The following is a 20,860-nucleotide window of genomic DNA, read 5'->3' as shown; positions in this document are numbered from 1 at the left end:
CCCCGACAGGCAGATAAGAATTCAATAAAAAAAGCGTGCCCCCTGATAACGGCCTGAGCCCGCCATACGGTCAAAATGACGAATTTTACGGTCAATTTTTAAAATCTTACGGCCGATTATGAATTTTTTTCGGCCAGGGTACATATCTAGCGGAAATCGAAGTTTTATTAGCGGAAATTGAAATTTTAGTAGCCGGATTTTAAAAAGATTTAGCCGGTTTTGGCATTTATTTAGATTTTCTAAATTTTGATTTAGCCTTGATTTTCCGATATGATCCGCAGATGAACGTTTCGATTCTAAATATCATTTTTCTATTCGAAAATGTCCATTATTAGCCGGTGAATAACTTCATGATTAGCCTGCAGATCTCAAAAAAAGATAATTCAGGAAATCTTCCCATTTTTATTCACATGATATTTGGGATAGGATATAATAGGACTAGCTATGTAAGGGTCATCATTTACATATAAGGGAGGAATCAGCACGATGAAAACGGCATTAGTTTTAGGGGTATGCATCACTTTCTTAGTTTCTATATTCACTGCTGGATACAATGATAAGCCAGGCTTAAAAAAATAAACATATAAAAAAACGACCTGAGATTCGCTTCTCAGGTCGTTTTTTTGAGTAATCCTGGATAGTTCTGCTGCCTTAATGCTTCATAGATTAAAATCGCAGCGGTGTTCGATAAGTTCAGGGATCTTACATTACCTGTCATCGGCAAACGCAGACATCTTTCCAGGTTTTCTGCGATTAAGTCTTTCGGAAGTCCTGTTGTTTCTTTCCCGAAAACAAAGAAGGTATCTTCCTCATGGTTGCTGTAATCAAATGTTGTATGCGGTTTTTCTCCGAATTTCGTTATATAGTAGAATTCGCCCTGCGGATATGCTTCAAACAGCTCATCTAAGGAATCATGATAAACCACATTCACATATTCCCAATAATCTAGGCCCGCACGCTTAAGCATTTTGTCATCCGTTGAAAAGCCAAGAGGACGGATTAAGTGCAGTGTTGTATTGGTTGCAGCGCAAGTTCGTGCAATATTTCCTGTGTTTGCCGGAATTTCCGGCTGATAGAGTACGACATGTAATGCCACTTTCTTCACCTCATCAAAATCTGTTACCCGTATTATACCACTGTTTATTTTTTAGAACCCGAATCATCCTCGATATGAAAAAATTTATACTTAATGTTCGGTGTGTAAGCTGTTGAGTCTTCATAATCCCAATAACGCATTCTGCTGTTGTACGTATTTGCATTCACAAGAGGCATGTTTGCCTGATCCTTCGCGACAACAATGGTTGTATGATCAAACCTGCCATCGCCTTGAAAATCGTAGCAGATGACATCCCCCGGCATTAACGCTTCTGGTGCTCCCACTGCTATCGCTCTCAAGCCTGTTTTAGAATTCCCGAGATGCAGGGTGAGAGAATGGGCAACCGTCCAGCTGTAGCTCCAGATATTGTTCTGCATCCACCACCCGGCTGACCGCCCCGGGTACCCTCTCATTGGAGCTCCGCCTGCATGAAGACACTGGGAAACATAGTTCGTGCAGTTTACATCGAAATTTTTAAACTTGGGATTGTGGGTGTTCCACCATCTCTCGGCATATTGAACGGCAGCAAGTCTGTCGTAAAAGAAAGATACTCTTTCATTAGAAGAATCATCGCTTTCTGCAAATGTTTCATCATACTGATGCTCTACCTTATAATCTCTGATGATTGTTCCATTTTGAAATACAGCGATACGGTCTTCCGTTTTTTCTTCAAGATAAAAGGATTCCTGATCTTTATGAAAATACTTATAATGACACTGGTAGGAAACACGCTTCTCCCGTTTAGATACTTTTTCGATATGCTGCAATTGAACGGAGACATTTCCTTTTACCATCTCGACATTCCTGTTTTCCAGAATCTTTTTTTTCCGCAGCAGCACTTTGCTGTCTTCTATTATATCAAGCTCTTTAGCACGCCGATTGTTGATTAGCAGCTCTAACCTAGCTTTTATTGCAGCTGAAAGATTATTTTTCATCAATGCCTCACCGCCATATTTGTCTTTAGTAAGACCATATGAAAGGAGATTGGCAAGTATGAAACTTACGCATCTATAAGCGATATTCCTTTTTTGATTTCTTTCCGGACTTCTTCGTCTTCTTCAAACTGAAGGGCTTTTTGCAGGTCGATCAGACTATCTTTTTCACCAATCGATCCGATTGCCCATGCAGCCGTTCCGCGAATGACCGGACGCGCATCTTTGTGCATCAGCTGTATTAATTCCGGGATAGCAGTTTGGTCCTTAAAGTGCGCGAGTGCAATAATCGCATTTCTCTGAATCGGTTTTTTCCCTCTCCATGACCCCGATACATGTCCAAACTTCTCTTTAAATTCCCGGTTGCTCATGGTAAGAAGGGGCTTTAGCTTCGGCTTTGCAATCTCAGGGTCCGGCTCCATTTCTGCATGAAGATGAAAATCCTTGCCTTTGTTCTCTGGACATACTGTTTGGCAAGTATCACAGCCATATAAACGGTTTCCCAGCTTCTTACGGTATTTATCTGCTAAAAAGCCCTTCGTCTGCGTTAAAAAGGCGATGCATTTAGTAGAATCAAGCTGGCCGCCCTGTACAAGCGCCCCTGTCGGACAAGCATCCACACAGATATTGCAGCTGCCGCAGCGGTCTTCCATTGGTGTATCCGGCGAAAATGGGATATTTGTGACAATTTCGCCCAAGTATACATACGAACCAAATTCCGGAGTGATGATCGCGCAGTTTTTTCCGCTCCAGCCAATGCCTGCTCTCTCTGCCACAGCCCGGTCTGACAGTTCCCCTGTATCAACCATTGACTTAAGCTCTGCGTTAGGAACCCGCTCCCGTATATATGCCTCGAGCTTATTCAGACGATCCCTTAACACATGGTGATAGTCCTGTCCCCACGAAGCTCTGCAGAAGATACCTCTTCTATCTTCCTTCGTGCTTTTTGGTGCATTCTTCAGCTTGGATGGATAAGCAAGCGCAATGGAAATAATCGATTTCGCCCCTGGCAGAAGAAGATCGGGATTTGTCCGCTTCTCAAGATCAGGCTCTTCAAAACCGGAATGATATCCTTTTTGTTCGTGAACAATCAGCCGCTGCTTCAGTTCATCAAATACAGACGCCTGTGCAAACCCGATTTTATCAATGCCAATGCTCTTGCTGAATGAAAGAATATCCTGTTTAAGCTCTAAATAATTCATGTCCTGCACCTCCCTTCGGTTTATATTTTCGAAAAGACATTATCTTATATGGTAAAATAAGTACATTAAAAAGTGGAGGATAAAATGATGGAAATTTCTATACGCCCTCAAATCAAACAGCATTTTCCTGAGTTTAAGCTGGGCGTTATTGAGTATACAGCAATAAGTGTATCAGAATCCCCGCAAATGCTTAAAGGAAGAATGCGGCTCTTCCAGGAATCAATCTTTTTTGAAATGGAAGACAAAAAAGTACAGGATCTAAAACCGATTCAGGAATGGCGAAGCATTTTTAAAAAGCTTGGCGCAGATCCAGGACGGTATCGTCCTTCAAGCGAAGCGCTGTACCGCAGAATTCAAAAGCAGCAGTATCTTGAACCAATCCATTCAGCCGTTGATTTAAATAACTTCTTCTCCCTGCAGCATCAAATCCCATTCGGCATTTACGATACCGATAAGATGTCCGGGAATATTGAAATCAGGGTTGGCAAGGAATCTGATGCTTATATGGCCATCAATGGACGGGATATATCCATGAACGGAAAACTGCTTTCATCAGATGAGACAGGTGCCTTTGGAAGCCCTTATGTGGACTCAAAGCGGACTGCTGTCACTGAAGAAACTTCAAACGCACTTCACTTGATCTATCTCCAGCCAAGCATGAATGATGAAAATGCGGATGAAATGTTATCATCATTAACGAAAATGTTCCTTCAGATTCATGGCGGGGATGGAAAATACAGTTTAGTAAAATAATGCACCTGACACAGCATTCCCTCCCTGATTTACAGGGAGGGATTTAGTTTTTAACAAAAATATAAAAAACGCAATGCCCCGTTTGTCAAAAAACGAAACACTGCGTTGTATATGTATGGAGCGGGTGATGGGAATCGAACCCACGACATTAGCTTGGAAGGCTAGAGTTTTACCATTAAACTACACCCGCAAAAGGTAATAAAGATATTATAGCAAAAAATGGACCCTTCTTCAACCTAAAAAATCAGATTTTGTCGAAATTACGATAAAGAAAAAACAGGAATTTCTGCTTTTTCTCTATCATCAATTACGGTTTAGAAGTCAGAGAATGCCGGTATTCATTTGGTGTAATCCCAACTTGTTTCTTAAACACCTTACTGAAGTACTTTTCATTTTGATAGCCTACACCATAGGCCACTTCATATATTTTTAAATAAGGATTCTCAAGCAGCTTTTTTGCTTTTTCCATGCGGATATTTGTCAGATAATCTGTTAGTGTTGCATGATAATCCTGTTTAAATTTCCTTGAAATGTATTCACGGCTTAAGAAAAACCGATCGGCAATATCCTGGAGATTGATGTCCTCCTGATAATGCTGCTGCAGGTATTCTTCAATTTGCTGCATGTTGTTTTTTTCTTTCTGATACTTCACATGAGAGAGAAAATTGATTAGCTGAGCGCATTCTTTTTTCTTTTCTTCTTTGAACTTTTCAAAAGAAAAAGAACCGTCTTCCTTCCAATAATCCGTACCAGAATAAAAAGCCGGATGATGATGGACCTCATATTCTTTGATCCAATTGCTTCTCAATAAGTCAAATTGATTTTCCCATAGTTTAATCTGCTCTAATGACAGCGTATGATCATTGATCAGCTTTGTGAAAATTTGATCCAGCTGTATTTCCGCCTGGGCAGCACTGCCCGATTTAAGCGCCCATTTCAGTTCGTTTGAAAAATCAAACAGATGAAGGAGCGGCTTTAAATCAACATCATTACTTGTCACAATCTTTTGCTTACTCAATAAATTATGTTTTATATATACTTGCTCAGAAGAAACATAGGCTTCATTTAAATCAATCGATCTTTTTCCCAAAGCAAGAATACAATTAATTTTATAAGATTGATAAATGAAAGCGCTGATTTCTTCTAAAAGATAGGCTACATTCTTATTCTTCCAAAAGAGGATAACGAGCTCTTCTTCCTTATTAATGTTCCGGAAACATACACCGTCATTCTGTTTTCTTAATAATCCGCTGCACATGTTTGAAAGTGCAGAATAGGCAAGCTCATAATTACCCTGGAATGATTTCATGACAATTGATTTTATTGGAAGGATGGCAGCTGTTTTTTCAGCGAGCGTTATTGAAATGCCAAATTCTTTTTCAATTTTCTCTTCTGCTGATTGTGGTATTTCCTTTTTTGTACAGAGACCTGAGAACAGCTGGTCCCAATAGAGAGGCTTCACTTCATTCATAACCCGGCTTTCCTCAGCCAGAGAGTTTCGGGAACGGGCCTGCTCTTTCCATTCTGTCACGGCCCGTTCCAATGTTTCATTTAAGACATCAGGCTCAATGGGCTTTAAAATATAATCAAAGCTCTTGTAAGCTATGGCATTTCGCATATAATCAAAGTCATCATATCCGCTTACGACAATCGTTTTGCTGCCTAAATCAGAGGAATAAAGCCATTTTAACAGACTTATTCCATCTCTTCTTGGCATACTCATATCCGTAAAAATAATTTCCGGCCTGTGCTTTGTGATCAGCTCTACCGCTTCCTCGCCATCCTCAGCCTCAAGAATGGTGTGAATTCCGTGCCTATCCCAATCCGCCAATAAAAGCAGACCTTCACGAACATGCTTTTCATCATCAATGATGATTGCTTTCATTTCCTTCACCTTCCATCCATATAGGCAGCCTCATGGTTACCATAAAGCCTCCTTCTTCTTGGTTTTCAAGCTTTAGATCAGCTTGCAGATTATAATAGAGCTTTAGCCTGACATACACATTTTTCAGCCCTATATTTGTTTCTTCTCCTTTTTTATTCAATGCCTCTGCTTTAAAATGTTCATATATCTCATTTAACCTGTTTTCCGTCACTCCGATTCCATTGTCGCTTATTTTCATGACAAGCTCATCGTTTTCCCTGCAGCATCTTAGCCGGATGCTCCCGACACCTTCACGAATATCAAACCCATGTTTAAAATAATTTTCAATAATCGGCTGCAAAATCATTTTTGGAACCTGAACCTCTTGAACGTTTTCATCGACATCTACAGTGTAATCAAGATTTTCGCCAAAGCGTTCCTTTTGCAAAAGAAGAAACGCGTTCGTATAATTTATTTCTTTACTCAAAGGAACTAAATCTTCCTCCATGTTCATTCCATATCTCATGATTTTAGATAAGTGCGTAATTAAGGAATAAATTTGCGGAACTTTATTTTTTAAAGCAACTGTACCGATTGATTGCAGCGCATTGTATAAAAAGTGCGGGTTGATCTGTGATTGCAGCACTTTTAGCTGATTCGTCTTGTTTTCCAGTTCAAGCTTATATTCACGGGTAATCAAGTGATTGATCCGTTCAATCATTTGCTGAAACCTGTATCCAAGAATCCCGATTTCATCTGAACCAAAGGACTGAACCGGAACCTTCATATTTCCTTTTTCCACTTGTTCAATATTTTGAAGCAAAATTCGAATAGGCGATGTGATTTTAAATGAAACAAACAAGGTAGCTAATACAACCAATGATAATCCAATAACCCCAAATAGAATATTAATTTTGGCTACACTATAAGCACTTTCATATAAGTTGTGATATGGAACCCTTTTCACTAAAATCCATCCTCCAGATGAAGCCGAAAGCTGATCGTACATCATCACCCCATTAAAAGAGTCTTCCTTCCACTCCATGGTTCCTGAAGATTTTTCTGCTCCCAGAACGCGGTCAATCCATTTATGATCATTTTGATTGTCAGAAATATCTGTATCTGAGCTGTAAATAAGCTCGCCTTCTGATGATAATAGATAGAATTCTTCTGTATCACGATTATATAAATTTCTGCTTAAATCGATTATCTTATCAGGTGAAATCCCAAGTGTAATATAGCCAAGGACATCATTGCCAGGAACATTCGTCAGTGCTCTGTGGATCTTTATGATGTCTCTTGCACCTCTTGTGTTGTTCTCGTGGCTTGCATAGATTGGTTCAATATACATGTTATAAGGACTGCGTTCTGCACTGTTGAACGCTTCATTCCTGGAATCTTCTTTGCTTGTGGAAAAAACAATTGTGGAACGTTTCGTTGCAGAAATAACCCGGTCATCCTTTGCAAATGAAATTTTCACTTCATTAATGGTATCCGCTGTATAAAGAATTGTCAGCATCACATTTTTAACAATTCCTATGGTTAAATAATTATTCTCAGTATCCGGTGATCTCATATAGTTAATGAAATCAGGATTATTGTAGAGAGAAAGAGTTAAACCATTCAGCTCATTAAGGTAACTCTCCAGGTTAACCTTGCCCTGATACAGCAGATTGCTGCTTTCCTGGACGACTTGGTCCTCCATGGAGCCTTTCGTATATAAATAGGTAATAATGATCGAACTGCCAAAAGGCACAATTGTCGTAATCATTAATAAAACAATTAGCTTATTCCGGATGCTTTTCTTCAGCATGGGGACGGACCTCCCAGGTCATACTTAACTTTTAGTATATAGTGAGGTTCATACTCTTAAAAGGACTTTTTTGAATCTTCCTGCAAATACCTCGAGGTTTGAATGGGGATATTCTATTTGGTGTGATAAGTGCGGATTGAGTTGATGCAACAACTTGATAAGACTCCTTTGGTAAGTGCGGCATTTCGGTTTTTGTTACCACAACTCGATACTGACTTCTTTAGAAAGGGCTGCATTTTGGTTTTTGATAACACAACTTGATGCTGACTTCTTCTGAAAGTGCTGCATTTTGGTTTTTGATACCACAACTCGATGCTGACTTCTTTAGAAAGGGCTGCATTTTGGTTTTTGATACCACAACTTGATGCTGACTTCTTCAGAAAGGGCTGCATTTTGGTTTTTGATACCACAACTTGATGCTGACTTCTTCAGAAAGTGCTGCTTTTCGCTTTTTGATACCACAAATCGATGCTGACTTCTTCAGAAAGTGCTGCTTTTCGCTTTTTGATACCACAACTCGATGCTTTCTTCTTTAGAAAGTGCTGCATTTTGGTTTTTGATACCACAAATCGATGCTGACTGCTTTGGAAAGGGCTGCATTTCGCTTTTTAATACCACAACTCGATGTTGACTGCTTTGGAAAGTGCTGCATTTCGCTTTTTGATACAACAAATCGATGCTTTCTTCTTTAGAAAGTGCTGCATTTCGCTTTTTAATACCACAAATCGATGTTGACTGCTTAGGAAAGTGCTGCATTTCGCTTTTTGATACCACAACTCGATACTGACTTCTCTAGAAAGTGCTGCATCGCGCCTATTGAATCAACAATATGGGTTGGCAAGAAAAGAAAGCATACCTCTAACAGGCATGCTTTCTTTCAATCTATTACTTCAAGTTATCCCATGAGGTCTGGAATCTCTCAAGCAGTGTATCATAATCAATTTTGCCTGCAGCGTATTCCTGTATAGCTGCTGCGAATTCTTTATTCGCTCCATCCGGCCATTTGAACCAAGTCCAAGGAATTGTTTTTTCTTCCTTAGAGTAATCAAGGATTGATGTTCCCAGATCGCCAAGACCTGCTGGCTCAATGTTATCAAATGCTGGAATGAATGCAAATTCTTCTGTGATGAAGCGTTTACCAGTTTCAGAAGAAACCATCCAGTTTAAGAATGTTTTAGCTTCTTCAAGGTGCTCTGAGTTTTTATTCAATACCCAGTTATTCGGAACGCCTACAGGAAGGTTTCCTGCACTATCATCATTGCTGATTGGAATTGGAAGGAAGCCCATGTTGATTTCAGGATTGATTTCAGTGATCATGTTCTCAGTCCAGTTTCCTTGTTGAAGCATTGCTGTTTCACCAGAAGCAAACAGTGTAACTTGAGTATTGTAATCTGTTGTTAATGGATTATCGTTTGCATATTTAAGCTCTGTGTCTAATACTTCTTTAAATTCTTTAAACTGCTTGTTGCCTGGGATTTTCTCAGAACCATCATATAATCCAGCGATAAATGCTTCTGGATCTTCTTGCTGAGCAAATGGAATGTTAAGTAAATGCTGTCCAATTACCCACCACTCGCCATAACCGGCAGAGAATGGAGTGATCTTTTTAGCTTCAAGCTTTTTCGCAGCGGCTTTTAATTCGTCAATCGTTTTAGGCGGCTCTGTAATACCCGCTTTTTTAAATAAATCTTTGTTGTAAACAAATCCATATCCTTCAAGGTTTACAGGCATACCATAAAGCTTGCCGTCTGCATCTGTCATTGGCACTTTTCCGATTGGAAGAACATGCTCAACCCATGGCTCGCCTGATAGATCAGCTAACTTTTCTTTCCAAAGCTCTAATTCTTTAAATCCGCCGTTGTTGAAAATATCCGGCTCTTCACCTGAAGCGAATTTTGCTTTAAGCGCTGCACCGTAATCGGCACCTCCGCCAACTGTTTCAAGCTTTACTTTAATGTTTGGATGCTCAGCTTCGAATTCTTTAATCATCTCTTGAAGCTGATCAGCAATTTCAACCTTGAATTGGAAGAAATTAAGCGTTACTACTTCATCACCAGACTTAGAATCTCCGCCTGATTCCCCATCTTTAGCCGTTTCCTTTGAAGAACAGCCAGCCATAATACCAAATACGAATACCAAAGACATACATAATAACAGAAAGCGTTTCATTAATGGATTGACCTCCTTGATAACTATAATATTATATAATTTTCTGCACCCATTACATCCAATGAATGCAGAAACTTTATATCTACTTGATTGAGCCAGAAGCAATGCCCTTGATAATGTGCTTCTGTAAGAATAAGAAGAAGATGACGACTGGTGTAATACCAAGCACTAACGCGGCAAGACCCATATCCCACTGCTTCGTATACTGAGCAAAGAATGAGCTTGCTGCAAGCGGAATCGTCCGCAGCTCTGCATCCTGAAGAACCAGCAATGGAAGCAGATAATCATTCCAGATCCATAGCGTGTTCAAAATAACGACCGTGACAGTTATCGGTTTTAGAAGAGGGAAAACAATTCTCCAAAATACTCCGAACTCGCTGCACCCGTCTATTTTCGCTGATTCTTCAATTTCCACAGGAACTGTTTTTACGAATCCATGATATAAGAACAGCGACAGCGGAACACCAAATCCAAAATACATCATGATTAAGCCTGGAATACTATTTGTTATCCCGAGCGTACCGCCAAGCTTCATAAGCGGGATCATGACCGTCTGGAACGGGATGACCATGGCAGCTACGAAGAGAATGAATAAAATCTTGCTGAACTTTCCTGGCGTGCGGACCATTTTCCACGCAGCCATCGAACTTATGATAACTAAACCAATGTTACTGAAAACCGTAATCACAAGGGAGTTCCAGAATGCACGAGGGAAGTTGATGATCTCCCACACCTTGGCATAGTTAGAAAACATGAATTCCTTCGGCCATGCTGCAGCATCAATGAGGATTGCCGCAAACGGCTTGACAGAGTTGATCAGCACGAAGTAAAAAGGAACAAGGAAAATGAGCGCGACGGCAATGGCTATTATCTCTAATATAAACGTCCTGCTTGTATACCGGTTACCCATTAAGCCTCAACCTCCCTCTTCTTCGTCATCATAACCTGAACTGTAGTAAAGATTGCAACTACTACAAAGAACAGAATGGACTTCGCTGTACCTAATCCATAACGGTTGTTCTGGAAGGCTTCCTGATAAATATTAATCGCTACAGACTGAGTTGAATTGAATGGCCCTCCGCCTGTCAGGGAAATATTCAGGTCAAAGATCTTGAATGCCATCGAAATCGTTAAGAACAGACAAATCGTAAATGCCGGTAATATTAAAGGAATAATGATTTTTGTTAAAAGTGTGAAGCTTGATGCACCATCCATTTTCGCAGCCTCCAGCAGGGAATTATCCACACCTTGAAGCGCTGCAATATAGATGACCATCATATAACCGCTGGTCTGCCATGCAAATACAATGACAATTCCCCAGAACGCTGTCGTTTCATCCCCAAGCCACGGCATTTTGAAAAATTCGATGCCCGTCATGTTCCCGATCGAAGCAAACCCTTTTACAAAAATAAACTGCCAGATAAATCCGAGCAATAACCCGCCGATCACGTTAGGAATAAAAAACACAGTCCGCAATATGTTTTTGGTTTTAAGCGCAGCATTTAAAATCAGCGCAAACGCAAAACCTATTAAGTTACTAATAATAACAGCCGCAAACATAAATTTCGTCGTAAACATAAAAGAATTAAAAAAGGCCGGATCGTTCGTAAAGATTTTCTTATAATTCTCAATTCCTACCCACTCAACAGCCGAGCTGACTCCATTCCATGAAGTAAATGAATAATAAAGACCCATTAAGAAAGGAAGAATCTGAATAACTAAGAAAAATAAAAGTGCCGGTCCAACAAAGGCAGCGTATGTTAGTAAACTCTTATACTTAAATTTCTTTTTAGGTACTGCCTCCAAATGAGATTTCGTGCTTACCGGATCCGTCTGAATTTTCGTTTCCAACCGTATCACCACCCCTTTTAATGTAATCGCTTTCTTTTATTATAATGGCAGCGCTTACTTATATAGGGAGACTAAATTGACGAAGAAGGTGCAATATTTTGACTATATGATCTTGCTAGTGAAAAAGACAGCCGGGTAGCTGAACAGTTAAATTATTTAAGAAAGTAAAACATATCTATAGATTGAAGGCCCGAACCATAGATCTGGCTAACTTTATCTTTCTTTGTTGAAAGAGACAGGACTATTATCCTGTTATAATAGGAAATTATTGACTATATAAGATGATAGTTATAAAATTCAAAAAAAAGAATAAATACAATATTTAGTAGAGGGGTATGGATTTGCTGAATGCTGTACAGGATTATTTTTTTACAAGAAGGGTGAATACGCTGCTGCAGAGGAATGGGATTTTCCTTAAGCATTATATTCCAGGACGCATGCGTCTGTCTTTTCCAAATTGGAGAGACAATGAGAAGAATATGTGGTTGCTGATTGACGAAATGAAACAGGATCCAGATATTAATTCAATAGAATTTACGAAAGAGACGGGCTCTGCTCTCATTCTATTTAAACCGGAGTCTGCTGCACAGCCGCTTTCTATTAAACGCTGGCTGAAAATCATAGAAAAATATACATGATAAGCTGGGAGAAATCATATGCTTAAAACAATGCTTGGAATTGGAGCTTCCTTAGCCGCTCCTAAAATCATTTCAGCAATAAAGGATCAAAAAGTTCATGTTGTTCACGCTATTCCTGGGAGGGTGCGCTTGAAATGCGACAGGTGGAAAAATGAGTATACAGCTTCCAATCTAACAAAAGTCTTTAATGACGTTCCAACAGTGAAGAGAGCTGAAGCATCCTCTATTACAGGTACGCTATTGATCGAATTTTATGAGCAGATGATTACACAGGAACAGTTTGATGAGATAGTAAAGGGAGCGGTTGAAATCTCCGTTGCTTCTTATCCGGGGATCCAGTCGGACCTTTCTCAGATTCTATCTAATTTGATGCAAAACCTTGATACTGGACTAAAAAAACAGACAGCAGGGAGAGTGGATACGGACTCTTTATTGTCGGTTGTGCTGATTGTAAGCGGTATATTAAAGCTGCCTGCAAATCCAGTTTATTCGAGCAGCCTTCTCTATTGGGCTTACACAATTATATCAAAAAACAAAAAAGAGAGGGGTTGACCATGAATTTAGCCATTGAGATTTTGCATTCCATTCCAGGAAGAACAAGAGTCAGATGGACTGGCAGCGGGGAGTCCATTTCCGTTATTGAAGCAAAGCTCAGGTCGATTCCCGGAGTCATATCAGCCTTATATTCTCCAATAAGCCGTACTGCTGTGCTTCACCATTCTTCAGCCTGCATTAATCTAAAATTGGAATTATTTCCTTCTCCTGAAAAATCTGTTCATGCCCAATCTGCAAGAAAAACCTCTTCACCACTGCAGGCTTTTAGCGGTTTCGGGCTGGTGGCATCAACTTATATTGCGGAGAGAATGTTTGGTTTACCGCCTCTTTTCAAAGGGCCTTTTGCAAACTTCTTTACTCCTTCTGCTTTTGCAGTTTTGTACGCTTCAAGGGAAATAATCATCAATGGTTTAAAATCTTTGAGAAAACCTAATCCAGATACCCTTACTGCTTCCGCTCTGATTGCATCTTTATTAAAAGGAAGTCCGCAATCCGCACTGGTTATCTATGTCATGTCGTCCATCAGTGAATGGCTCATGGATTATACGTTAAACAGGACAAGAGGACACATAAGGGAAATGATGGAAGTTAAAACACCTTATGCTTGGCTGGTCACCGGAAATCAACAAGAAATTAAAGTCGAAACAGACAAAGTAAAAGCCGGTGATCAAGTTGCTGTTTTCCAAGGGGAAAAGATCCCTTTTGACGGTAGAATTGTAAGCCATCATGCTCAAGTTGATCAATCCTCTATAACGGGAGAATATACACATGTTCATGTTTCAGAAGGTTCTTATGTGTATGCCGGAAGCATCGTCACTGAAGGGAACATCGTTCTTGAGGTAGACAAAATTGGTGAGGATCTGACAGTTAACAGGATGATCAAATTAATCGAAGAGGCTCAGGATAAGCAAGCACCAATACAAACAATATCTGAGCGCTTTACGAATAAGATGGTTCCTTTATCATTTATGCTGGCTGGCTTTATTTTCGTTTTTACAAGAGACTGGAACCGGGTGCTGAATATGCTTGTAATTGATTATGTGTGCGGAGTAAAGCTATCGACAGCAGCCGCCATTTCAGGAGCAATCGGGAAGGCAGCCCAAAAAGGAATTTTAATAAAAGGCGGCCATACAATCGAGAAACTGGCTAAAACAGATACAGTAATTTTTGATAAAACAGGAACCGTCACAGAAGGAAAGCCGATTGTTACAGAAATTCATACCGTTAACGGCTGTTCAGAAGACCAGCTGCTGGCTTATGCTGCTTCCGCTGAGGAGCATTCCTCTCATCCAATTGCCGAGGCCATTTTAGCGGAAGCCGAGATCAGGGGTATCTCCATACCTGATCATGAAGACGAATCGTTAGAAAATTACGTAGGAAAAGGCGTTTCTGTTTTTGTTAATGGGAAACATGTCATCGTAGGAAGCAGGAATTTTATGGATGATCATGGTGTAGATGTACCCGGCCGTCTTCAAACAGGGGTATATGTAGCAATGAACCTCCAGCTGATGGGTGTAATTGAAATTGAAGATAAAATCAGAAATGGTATGAATCGTTCAATCAATCAGCTGAAACGGAATGGAATTGATGAATGCATCATGCTGACCGGTGACTATGAACAAGCTGCAAAAAAAGTAGCTGCCCGCATCTCTGTAGACGAATACATCTCAGAGGCCATGCCCCAGGATAAAGCCAGCATTGTCCGGCACCTCAAAAAAGATCAGGAACGGACTATCATGATGGTCGGGGACGGGATCAATGATGCACCTGCCCTTGCCTATGCAGACATCGGTGTTACAATCGGTTCCAAAAAAACGGATATTGCAATGGAAACTGCAGATGTGGTTATTCATTCCGACAACCCTTTGCTGGTGAGCGAAGCCATTAATATTTCTAAAGAAACGATGAAGATCATGAAACAAAACATCACTGCTACCCTTCTTATTAATACCGGCGCCATATTACTCGGGACGTTCGGAATCATAAGACCTGTTGTAGGTGCTGCCATTCATAATGCGGCAACAATAGGTGTTGTCCTCAATAGTGCCAAACTTATTTTTACAGGAGGCAAATCGAATGTATTTCAGATACCGAATCCTACATTCCATAGCAGGCAGAATGAGATTATCGGTTCCGGCGCTGGCAGTAACAACCGAGCACTCAGCTATTAAAGAAATGTTTGAATCAATTAGAGGAATTGTAAATGTCAGGATCGAACCGATTGTTCAATCTCTTGTTATCAACTATGATCAGCACATACTTAACAGCAAAAATGTGCTCCGGTATGTCGGCCTGTTTTTTCAAAGCTTTGATGGAACAAATCCGATGATGCTCGGCAGCAAGAAAAAAATAGCAGCAGATCTTCTGAGATCGTTTATCTCGGGTGCCTTGTTGATTGCGGCTTTTCTAAGGAAGCATACTAAACGCCGCCCAGACGCATTTGACTATTTAGTGGTTATTTCAACGTCATATACTGTCTTATCACATGGAGAAAACAAGCTAAGTCATCCGGATGTGATAACTGGAATTATTTCAATGCTCTCCCTAGGGGCAGAAAACATCCTGCAGGTAGCGATGGTTACTTGGGTTGTAAACTTACTCGAGGTTTTTAATGATATGCGAAGAAGCTCTCTGCTTCTCCAAATATAAATACAAAACATACAGGAGGATGAAGAAAATGAATTTTAATCGCGACTTTTTAATGGGTTTTGTATCTGGAACAGTATTTGGGGCTGTCGGTTACCGGGTGTATGAGCAAAATAACGGACAGCTCAAAAATCTGATTCAGCAGGCTCCTCAAGTAACCTTTTCCCCAGCCAAGGCGGAGCTCACCATAGAGGATCTTGTGACACAGAAAGAGAGACTGGAAGATTTAATTGCAGAAAAGCAAGCGGTCGGATCAAGATAATTTTCTATAAAACCATCCGGGCAACGGGTGGTTTTATTTGTCGTAAACCATTGTTACTGACCAGACCATAAGCAATACGATGTGATCATCTAATTATAAATTAAATGCTGCAAGATATTAAATACGCACACGATATAAACAAAAAAGGACTGCGTGCTCAGCATATAAACTGAACTCACAATCCTTTATAATTAGCTAGTTTTTAAGTAAAATGATACCGGTGGTCGGGGTCGAACCGACACTCCAGAGGAACACGATTTTGAGTCGTGCGCGTCTGCCAATTCCGCCACACCGGCAAATGAAATTGTGATGAAGATGGTGCCGAGGACCGGAATCGAACCGGTACGGTAGTCACCTACCGCAGGATTTTAAGTCCTGTGCGTCTGCCAGTTCCGCCACCCCGGCAAGGGTGATAAATAAAAATTGGAGGCGACACCCGGATTTGAACCGGGGATAAAGGTTTTGCAGACCTCTGCCTTACCACTTGGCTATGCCGCCTCAACTATTGGAGCGGAAGACGGGATTCGAACCCGCGACCCCCACCTTGGCAAGGTGGTGTTCTACCACTGAACTACTTCCGCAAATCGTATCGTAATGTATTTTATGCAGGAGCTGCACAAAGATGACTCTTATTGAAAAATGGCTGGGCTAGCTGGATTCGAACCAGCGCATGACGGAGTCAAAGTCCGTTGCCTTACCGCTTGGCTATAGCCCAAAACAGAACAAAAAACCTATTAAGTAAAAAATGGGGCGACTGATGGGAATCGAACCCACGAATGCCAGAGCCACAATCTGGTGCGTTAACCACTTCGCCACAACCGCCATTATACTATATAAGATTTAAATTATTGGCAGGGGCAGTAGGAATCGAACCCACACCGGAGGTTTTGGAGACCTCTGTTCTACCTTTAAACTATGCCCCTATATTCTTTTTATAAAATGGTGGAGGGGGACGGATTCGAACCGCCGAACCCGGAGGGAGCGGATTTACAGTCCGCCGCGTTTAGCCACTTCGCTACCCCTCCACACTGTAAGTGGTGCCGGCAAGAGGACTTGAACCCCCAACCTACTGATTACAAGTCAGTTGCTCTACCAATTGAGCTACACCGGCATTTAAGTGTAAATGGTGGCTTGGGACGGAATCGAACCGCCGACACAAGGATTTTCAGTCCTTTGCTCTACCGACTGAGCTACCAAGCCATTTTTTTCTTTTTTAATTAAGAATGGCGGTCCCGACCGGGATCGAACCGGCGATCTCCTGCGTGACAGGCAGGCATGTTAACCGCTACACCACGGGACCATTTGGTTGCGGGGACAGGATTTGAACCTGCGACCTTCGGGTTATGAGCCCGACGAGCTACCAGACTGCTCCACCCCGCGATAATAATAAATGAAGTTTTGTGCTGCTAAATTCAGTACAGCAGCAATTTAGTAAAGATGGTGGAGGATGACGGGCTCGAACCGCCGACCCTCTGCTTGTAAGGCAGATGCTCTCCCAGCTGAGCTAATCCTCCGCAGTGAAAATGATGTTGGTGACCCGTACGGGATTCGAACCCGTGTTACCGCCGTGAAAGGGCGGTGTCTTAACCGCTTGACCAACGGGCCATTTATATAAGTAGTGGCGGAGAGCAAGGGATTCGAACCCTTGAGACGGGTTACCGCCTACACGATTTCCAATCGTGCTCCTTCGGCCACTCGGACAGCTCTCCAAAATGGCTCCGCAGGTAGGACTCGAACCTACGACCGATCGGTTAACAGCCGATAGCTCTACCACTGAGCTACTGCGGAATAATATTTTCACCAGCCTGGCAACGTCCTACTCTCACAGGGGGAAACCCCCAACTACCATCGGCGCTAAAGAGCTTAACTTCCGTGTTCGGCATGGGAACGGGTGTGACCTCTTTGCCATCATCACCAGACATAGTGACAAAAATTATTATACTATGAAATCAAAAGATTTCAAGCTTTTTTTTGAAAGAAGTTATTCTTTCAAAACTAAATAACGTTTGATAACAAGATTCACTTACATTTACACATATTAGATGTGGTTAAGTCCTCGAACGATTAGTATCTGTCAGCTCCACACGTCACCGCGCTTCCACCTCAGACCTATCAACCTGATCATCTTTCAGGGTTCTTACTCACTAATGTGATGGGAAATCTCATCTTGAGGGGGGCTTCATGCTTAGATGCTTTCAGCACTTATCCCTTCCGCACATAGCTACCCAGCGATGCCTTTGGCAAGACAACTGGTACACCAGCGGTGCGTCCATCCCGGTCCTCTCGTACTAAGGACAGCTCCTCTCAAATTTCCTGCGCCCACGACGGATAGGGACCGAACTGTCTCACGACGTTCTGAACCCAGCTCGCGTACCGCTTTAATGGGCGAACAGCCCAACCCTTGGGACCGACTACAGCCCCAGGATGCGATGAGCCGACATCGAGGTGCCAAACCTCCCCGTCGATGTGGACTCTTGGGGGAGATAAGCCTGTTATCCCCGGGGTAGCTTTTATCCGTTGAGCGATGGCCCTTCCATGCGGAACCACCGGATCACTAAGCCCGACTTTCGTCCCTGCTCGACTTGTAGGTCTCGCAGTCAAGCTCCCTTGTGCCTTTACACTCTGCGAATGATTTCCAACCATTCTGAGGGAACCTTTGGGCGCCTCCGTTACATTTTAGGAGGCGACCGCCCCAGTCAAACTGCCCACCTGACACTGTCTCCCAGCCCGATCAGGGCTGTGGGTTAGAATTTCAATACAGCAAGGGTAGTATCCCACCAATGCCTCCACCGAAGCTGGCGCTCCGGCTTCCAAGGCTCCTACCTATCCTGTACAAGCTGTACCAAAATTCAATATCAGGCTACAGTAAAGCTCCACGGGGTCTTTCCGTCCTGTCGCGGGTAACCTGCATCTTCACAGGTACTATAATTTCACCGAGTCTCTCGTTGAGACAGTGCCCAGATCGTTACGCCTTTCGTGCGGGTCGGAACTTACCCGACAAGGAATTTCGCTACCTTAGGACCGTTATAGTTACGGCCGCCGTTTACTGGGGCTTCAATTCAAAGCTTCGCTTGCGCTAACCTCTCCTCTTAACCTTCCAGCACCGGGCAGGCGTCAGCCCCTATACTTCGCCTTGCGGCTTCGCAGAGACCTGTGTTTTTGCTAAACAGTCGCCTGGGCCTATTCACTGCGGCTTTTCAGGGCTATGAACCCTAAAAAGCACCCCTTCTCCCGAAGTTACGGGGTCATTTTGCCGAGTTCCTTAACGAGAGTTCTCTCGCTCACCTTAGGATTCTCTCCTCGCCTACCTGTGTCGGTTTGCGGTACGGGCACCTCTCACCTCGCTAGAGGCTTTTCTTGGCAGTGTGGAATCAGGAACTTCGGTACTAAATTTCCCTCGCCATCACAGCTCAGCCTTATATGAGAAGCGGATTTGCCTACTTCTCAGCCTAACTGCTTGGACGCGCATATCCAACAGCGCGCTTGCCCTATCCTCCTGCGTCCCCCCATTGCTCAAATGGTGAGGAGGTGGTACAGGAATATCAACCTGTTGTCCATCGCCTACGCCTTTCGGCCTCGGCTTAGGTCCCGACTAACCCTGAGCGGACGAGCCTTCCTCAGGAAACCTTAGGCATTCGGTGGAGGGGATTCTCACCCCTCTTTCGCTACTCATACCGGCATTCTCACTTCTAAGCGCTCCACCAGTCCTTACGGTCTAGCTTCAACGCCCTTAGAACGCTCTCCTACCACTGTTCGTAAGAACAGTCCACAGCTTCGGTGATACGTTTAGCCCCGGTACATTTTCGGCGCAGAGTCACTCGACCAGTGAGCTATTACGCACTCTTTAAATGGTGGCTGCTTCTAAGCCAACATCCTGGTTGTCTAAGCAACTCCACATCCTTTTCCACTTAACGTATACTTTGGGACCTTAGCTGGTGGTCTGGGCTGTTTCCCTCTTGACTACGGATCTTATCACTCGCAGTCTGACTCCCAAGGAGCAAGTCTTTGGCATTCGGAGTTTGACTGAATTCGGTAACCCGATGAGGGCCCCTAGTCCAATCAGTGCTCTACCTCCAAGACTCTCATACTTGAGGCTAGCCCTAAAGCTATTTCGGAGAGAACCAGCTATCTCCAGGTTCGATTGGAATTTCTCCGCTACCCACACCTCATCCCCGCACTTTTCAACGTGCGTGGGTTCGGGCCTCCATTCAGTGTTACCTGAACTTCACCCTGGACATGGGTAGATCACCTGGTTTCGGGTCTACGACCACGTACTAAAACGCCCTATTCAGACTCGCTTTCGCTGCGGCTCCGTCTCATCAACTTAACCTTGCACGGGATCGTAACTCGCCGGTTCATTCTACAAAGGCACGCCATCACCCATTAACGGGCTCTGACTACTTGTAAGCACACGGTTTCAGGATCTTTTCACTCCCCTTCCGGGGTGCTTTTCACCTTTCCCTCACGGTACTGGTTCACTATCGGTCACTAGGGAGTATTTAGCCTTGGGAGATGGTCCTCCCTGCTTCCGACGGGATTTCTCGTGTCCCGCCGTACTCAGGATCCACTCTGGAGGGAACGAAGTTTCGACTACAGGGTTATTACCTTCTCTGACGGACCTTTCCAGGTCGCTTCATCTACCCCGTTCCTTTGTAACTCCGTATAGAGTGTCCTACAACCCCAAGAGGCAAGCCTCTTGGTTTGGGCTAATTCCGTTTCGCTCGCCGCTACTTGGGAAATCGCGTTTGCTTTCTCTTCCTCCGGGTACTTAGATGTTTCAGTTCCCCGGGTCTGCCTTCATTATCCTATGTATTCAGATAAAGATACTGTTCCATTACGAACAGTGGGTTTCCCCATTCGGAAATCTCTGGATCAAAGCTTACTTACAGCTCCCCAAAGCATATCGGTGTTAGTCCGTCCTTCATCGGCTCCTAGTGCCAAGGCATCCACCGTGCGCCCTTCATAACTTAACCTAAATGGTCAATCGCATCATGAGATGCGTTTCGCATTTCGTTGTTTGTTTAGACATAAATGTCTAGAAAATCACTAATTATGGTAAGCGTAAATCTCAGTGAATTA

General features: G+C 42.7%; 15 protein-coding genes, 17 tRNA genes and 2 rRNA genes. 6 read left to right on the top strand and 28 right to left on the bottom strand.

Translation table 11 applies throughout. The features are described 5' to 3' along the window. Nucleotides 1–610: 610 nt before the first annotated feature. From trmL to queG, 3 genes are all read right to left on the bottom strand, one after another. Complete coding sequence (gene trmL / locus LIT25_03545; protein ID USK34460.1) at nt 611–1,105, bottom strand: tRNA (uridine(34)/cytosine(34)/5-carboxymethylaminomethyluridine(34)-2'-O)-methyltransferase TrmL; 495 nt, start codon at nt 1,103–1,105, stop codon at nt 611–613. Nucleotides 1,106–1,140: 35 nt separating this feature from the next. After that, a complete protein-coding gene (locus LIT25_03540; protein ID USK36144.1) occupies nt 1,141–2,031 on the bottom strand; it encodes an amidase domain-containing protein in 891 nt (296 codons plus the stop codon). Between the two features lie 65 nt (nt 2,032–2,096). Beyond that, nucleotides 2,097–3,230 carry a tRNA epoxyqueuosine(34) reductase QueG gene (gene queG, locus LIT25_03535; protein USK34459.1) on the bottom strand — a complete coding sequence of 378 codons (1,134 nt, stop codon included), beginning with the start codon at nt 3,228–3,230 and terminating at the stop codon, nt 2,097–2,099. 87 nt (nt 3,231–3,317) lie between these two features. On the opposite strand from queG, the gene LIT25_03530 reads away from it, so the two are divergent. Next, nucleotides 3,318–3,983, top strand: coding sequence for a hypothetical protein (locus LIT25_03530; GenBank protein USK34458.1), 666 nt, complete (start codon nt 3,318–3,320; stop codon nt 3,981–3,983). Nucleotides 3,984–4,099: 116 nt separating this feature from the next. Here the strand turns inward: LIT25_03530 and LIT25_03525 are convergent. From LIT25_03525 to LIT25_03495, 7 genes are all read right to left on the bottom strand, one after another. Then, a tRNA-Gly gene (locus LIT25_03525) sits at nt 4,100–4,173 on the bottom strand. A 117-nt stretch (nt 4,174–4,290) separates the two neighbouring features. Then, nucleotides 4,291–5,868: a response regulator gene (locus tag LIT25_03520; protein USK34457.1), complete on the bottom strand. Its 1,578-nt coding sequence runs from the start codon at nt 5,866–5,868 to the stop codon at nt 4,291–4,293. After that, complete coding sequence (locus LIT25_03515; GenBank protein ID USK34456.1) at nt 5,849–7,660, bottom strand: sensor histidine kinase; 1,812 nt, start codon at nt 7,658–7,660, stop codon at nt 5,849–5,851. Before LIT25_03515 ends, LIT25_03520 begins: the two co-directional genes overlap by 20 nt. Before the next feature lie 480 nt (nt 7,661–8,140). After that, a complete protein-coding gene (locus LIT25_03510; GenBank protein ID USK34455.1) occupies nt 8,141–8,434 on the bottom strand; it encodes a hypothetical protein in 294 nt (97 codons plus the stop codon). A gap of 111 nt (nt 8,435–8,545) precedes the next feature. Next, entirely contained in the window at nt 8,546–9,829 is a 1,284-nt protein-coding gene (locus LIT25_03505) for an ABC transporter substrate-binding protein (GenBank protein USK34454.1), read from the bottom strand. A gap of 82 nt (nt 9,830–9,911) precedes the next feature. Next, the gene (locus LIT25_03500; GenBank protein ID USK34453.1) at nt 9,912–10,739 is read right to left on the bottom strand and encodes a carbohydrate ABC transporter permease; all 828 of its coding nucleotides are present in this window, start codon (nt 10,737–10,739) and stop codon (nt 9,912–9,914) included. Continuing rightward, a complete protein-coding gene (locus LIT25_03495) occupies nt 10,739–11,680 on the bottom strand; it encodes a sugar ABC transporter permease (GenBank protein USK34452.1) in 942 nt (313 codons plus the stop codon). Before LIT25_03495 ends, LIT25_03500 begins: the two co-directional genes overlap by 1 nt. A gap of 341 nt (nt 11,681–12,021) precedes the next feature. Here LIT25_03495 and LIT25_03490 point away from each other — a divergent pair, with 341 nt between their 5' ends. The 5 genes from LIT25_03490 to LIT25_03470 are packed head-to-tail and all read left to right on the top strand — an operon-like array spanning nt 12,022 to nt 15,781. Continuing rightward, nucleotides 12,022–12,318: a hypothetical protein gene (locus tag LIT25_03490; GenBank protein USK34451.1), complete on the top strand. Its 297-nt coding sequence runs from the start codon at nt 12,022–12,024 to the stop codon at nt 12,316–12,318. Nucleotides 12,319–12,336: 18 nt separating this feature from the next. Beyond that, a complete protein-coding gene (locus tag LIT25_03485) occupies nt 12,337–12,870 on the top strand; it encodes a hypothetical protein (GenBank protein USK34450.1) in 534 nt (177 codons plus the stop codon). 2 nt (nt 12,871–12,872) lie between these two features. After that, nucleotides 12,873–15,044 carry a cadmium-translocating P-type ATPase gene (cadA, locus tag LIT25_03480; GenBank protein USK34449.1) on the top strand — a complete coding sequence of 724 codons (2,172 nt, stop codon included), beginning with the start codon at nt 12,873–12,875 and terminating at the stop codon, nt 15,042–15,044. Beyond that, nucleotides 14,950–15,522: a hypothetical protein gene (locus LIT25_03475; protein USK34448.1), complete on the top strand. Its 573-nt coding sequence runs from the start codon at nt 14,950–14,952 to the stop codon at nt 15,520–15,522. The genes cadA and LIT25_03475 overlap by 95 nt, the downstream gene beginning before the upstream one ends. A gap of 28 nt (nt 15,523–15,550) precedes the next feature. Further along, the gene (locus LIT25_03470; protein USK34447.1) at nt 15,551–15,781 is read left to right on the top strand and encodes a hypothetical protein; all 231 of its coding nucleotides are present in this window, start codon (nt 15,551–15,553) and stop codon (nt 15,779–15,781) included. 215 nt (nt 15,782–15,996) lie between these two features. Here the strand turns inward: LIT25_03470 and LIT25_03465 are convergent. From LIT25_03465 to LIT25_03380, 18 genes are all read right to left on the bottom strand, one after another. Further along, nucleotides 15,997–16,077, bottom strand: a tRNA-Leu gene (locus tag LIT25_03465). 20 nt (nt 16,078–16,097) lie between these two features. Continuing rightward, nucleotides 16,098–16,186 (bottom strand) — tRNA-Leu (locus tag LIT25_03460). A gap of 19 nt (nt 16,187–16,205) precedes the next feature. Then, nucleotides 16,206–16,279: transfer RNA gene (locus tag LIT25_03455), tRNA-Cys, on the bottom strand. An 8-nt stretch (nt 16,280–16,287) separates the two neighbouring features. Next, nucleotides 16,288–16,362: transfer RNA gene (locus LIT25_03450), tRNA-Gly, on the bottom strand. A gap of 59 nt (nt 16,363–16,421) precedes the next feature. Next, nucleotides 16,422–16,496, bottom strand: a tRNA-Gln gene (locus LIT25_03445). 31 nt (nt 16,497–16,527) lie between these two features. Next, nucleotides 16,528–16,603, bottom strand: a tRNA-His gene (locus tag LIT25_03440). Nucleotides 16,604–16,630: 27 nt separating this feature from the next. After that, nucleotides 16,631–16,704 (bottom strand) — tRNA-Trp (locus LIT25_03435). Between the two features lie 17 nt (nt 16,705–16,721). Next, a tRNA-Tyr gene (locus LIT25_03430) sits at nt 16,722–16,806 on the bottom strand. A 10-nt stretch (nt 16,807–16,816) separates the two neighbouring features. Then, nucleotides 16,817–16,892 (bottom strand) — tRNA-Thr (locus LIT25_03425). A gap of 13 nt (nt 16,893–16,905) precedes the next feature. Then, nucleotides 16,906–16,981: transfer RNA gene (locus LIT25_03420), tRNA-Phe, on the bottom strand. Nucleotides 16,982–17,005: 24 nt separating this feature from the next. Further along, nucleotides 17,006–17,081 (bottom strand) — tRNA-Asp (locus LIT25_03415). A 3-nt stretch (nt 17,082–17,084) separates the two neighbouring features. Then, nucleotides 17,085–17,161, bottom strand: a tRNA-Met gene (locus LIT25_03410). Nucleotides 17,162–17,219: 58 nt separating this feature from the next. Beyond that, nucleotides 17,220–17,295: transfer RNA gene (locus tag LIT25_03405), tRNA-Val, on the bottom strand. A 16-nt stretch (nt 17,296–17,311) separates the two neighbouring features. After that, nucleotides 17,312–17,386, bottom strand: a tRNA-Glu gene (locus tag LIT25_03400). Between the two features lie 14 nt (nt 17,387–17,400). Continuing rightward, nucleotides 17,401–17,490 (bottom strand) — tRNA-Ser (locus LIT25_03395). Between the two features lie 4 nt (nt 17,491–17,494). Next, nucleotides 17,495–17,569: transfer RNA gene (locus LIT25_03390), tRNA-Asn, on the bottom strand. A gap of 15 nt (nt 17,570–17,584) precedes the next feature. Next, nucleotides 17,585–17,700, bottom strand: a 5S ribosomal RNA gene (rrf, locus tag LIT25_03385). A 125-nt stretch (nt 17,701–17,825) separates the two neighbouring features. Beyond that, a 23S ribosomal RNA gene (locus tag LIT25_03380) occupies nt 17,826–20,754 on the bottom strand. Nucleotides 20,755–20,860: the final 106 nt, after the last annotated feature.

Source organism: Bacillus sp. F19 (assembly GCA_023823795.1).
Lineage (GTDB): Bacteria > Bacillota > Bacilli > Bacillales > Bacillaceae > Bacillus_P.
Note: the sequence above shows the minus strand (reverse complement) of the source record. Positions and strands in the feature narration are given on the sequence as shown.

Coding starts and splice junctions, on each gene's coding strand:
- LIT25_03530 (USK34458.1), top strand. CDS start 3,318: ATGGAAATTTCTATACGCCCTCAAATCAAACAGCATTTTCCTGAGTTT.
- LIT25_03470 (USK34447.1), top strand. CDS start 15,551: ATGAATTTTAATCGCGACTTTTTAATGGGTTTTGTATCTGGAACAGTA.
- LIT25_03485 (USK34450.1), top strand. CDS start 12,337: ATGCTTAAAACAATGCTTGGAATTGGAGCTTCCTTAGCCGCTCCTAAA.
- LIT25_03475 (USK34448.1), top strand. CDS start 14,950: ATGTATTTCAGATACCGAATCCTACATTCCATAGCAGGCAGAATGAGA.
- cadA (USK34449.1), top strand. CDS start 12,873: ATGAATTTAGCCATTGAGATTTTGCATTCCATTCCAGGAAGAACAAGA.
- LIT25_03520 (USK34457.1), bottom strand. CDS start 5,868: ATGAAAGCAATCATCATTGATGATGAAAAGCATGTTCGTGAAGGTCTG.
- queG (USK34459.1), bottom strand. CDS start 3,230: ATGAATTATTTAGAGCTTAAACAGGATATTCTTTCATTCAGCAAGAGC.
- LIT25_03500 (USK34453.1), bottom strand. CDS start 10,739: ATGGGTAACCGGTATACAAGCAGGACGTTTATATTAGAGATAATAGCC.
- LIT25_03515 (USK34456.1), bottom strand. CDS start 7,660: ATGCTGAAGAAAAGCATCCGGAATAAGCTAATTGTTTTATTAATGATT.
- LIT25_03505 (USK34454.1), bottom strand. CDS start 9,829: ATGAAACGCTTTCTGTTATTATGTATGTCTTTGGTATTCGTATTTGGT.
- LIT25_03540 (USK36144.1), bottom strand. CDS start 2,031: ATGAAAAATAATCTTTCAGCTGCAATAAAAGCTAGGTTAGAGCTGCTA.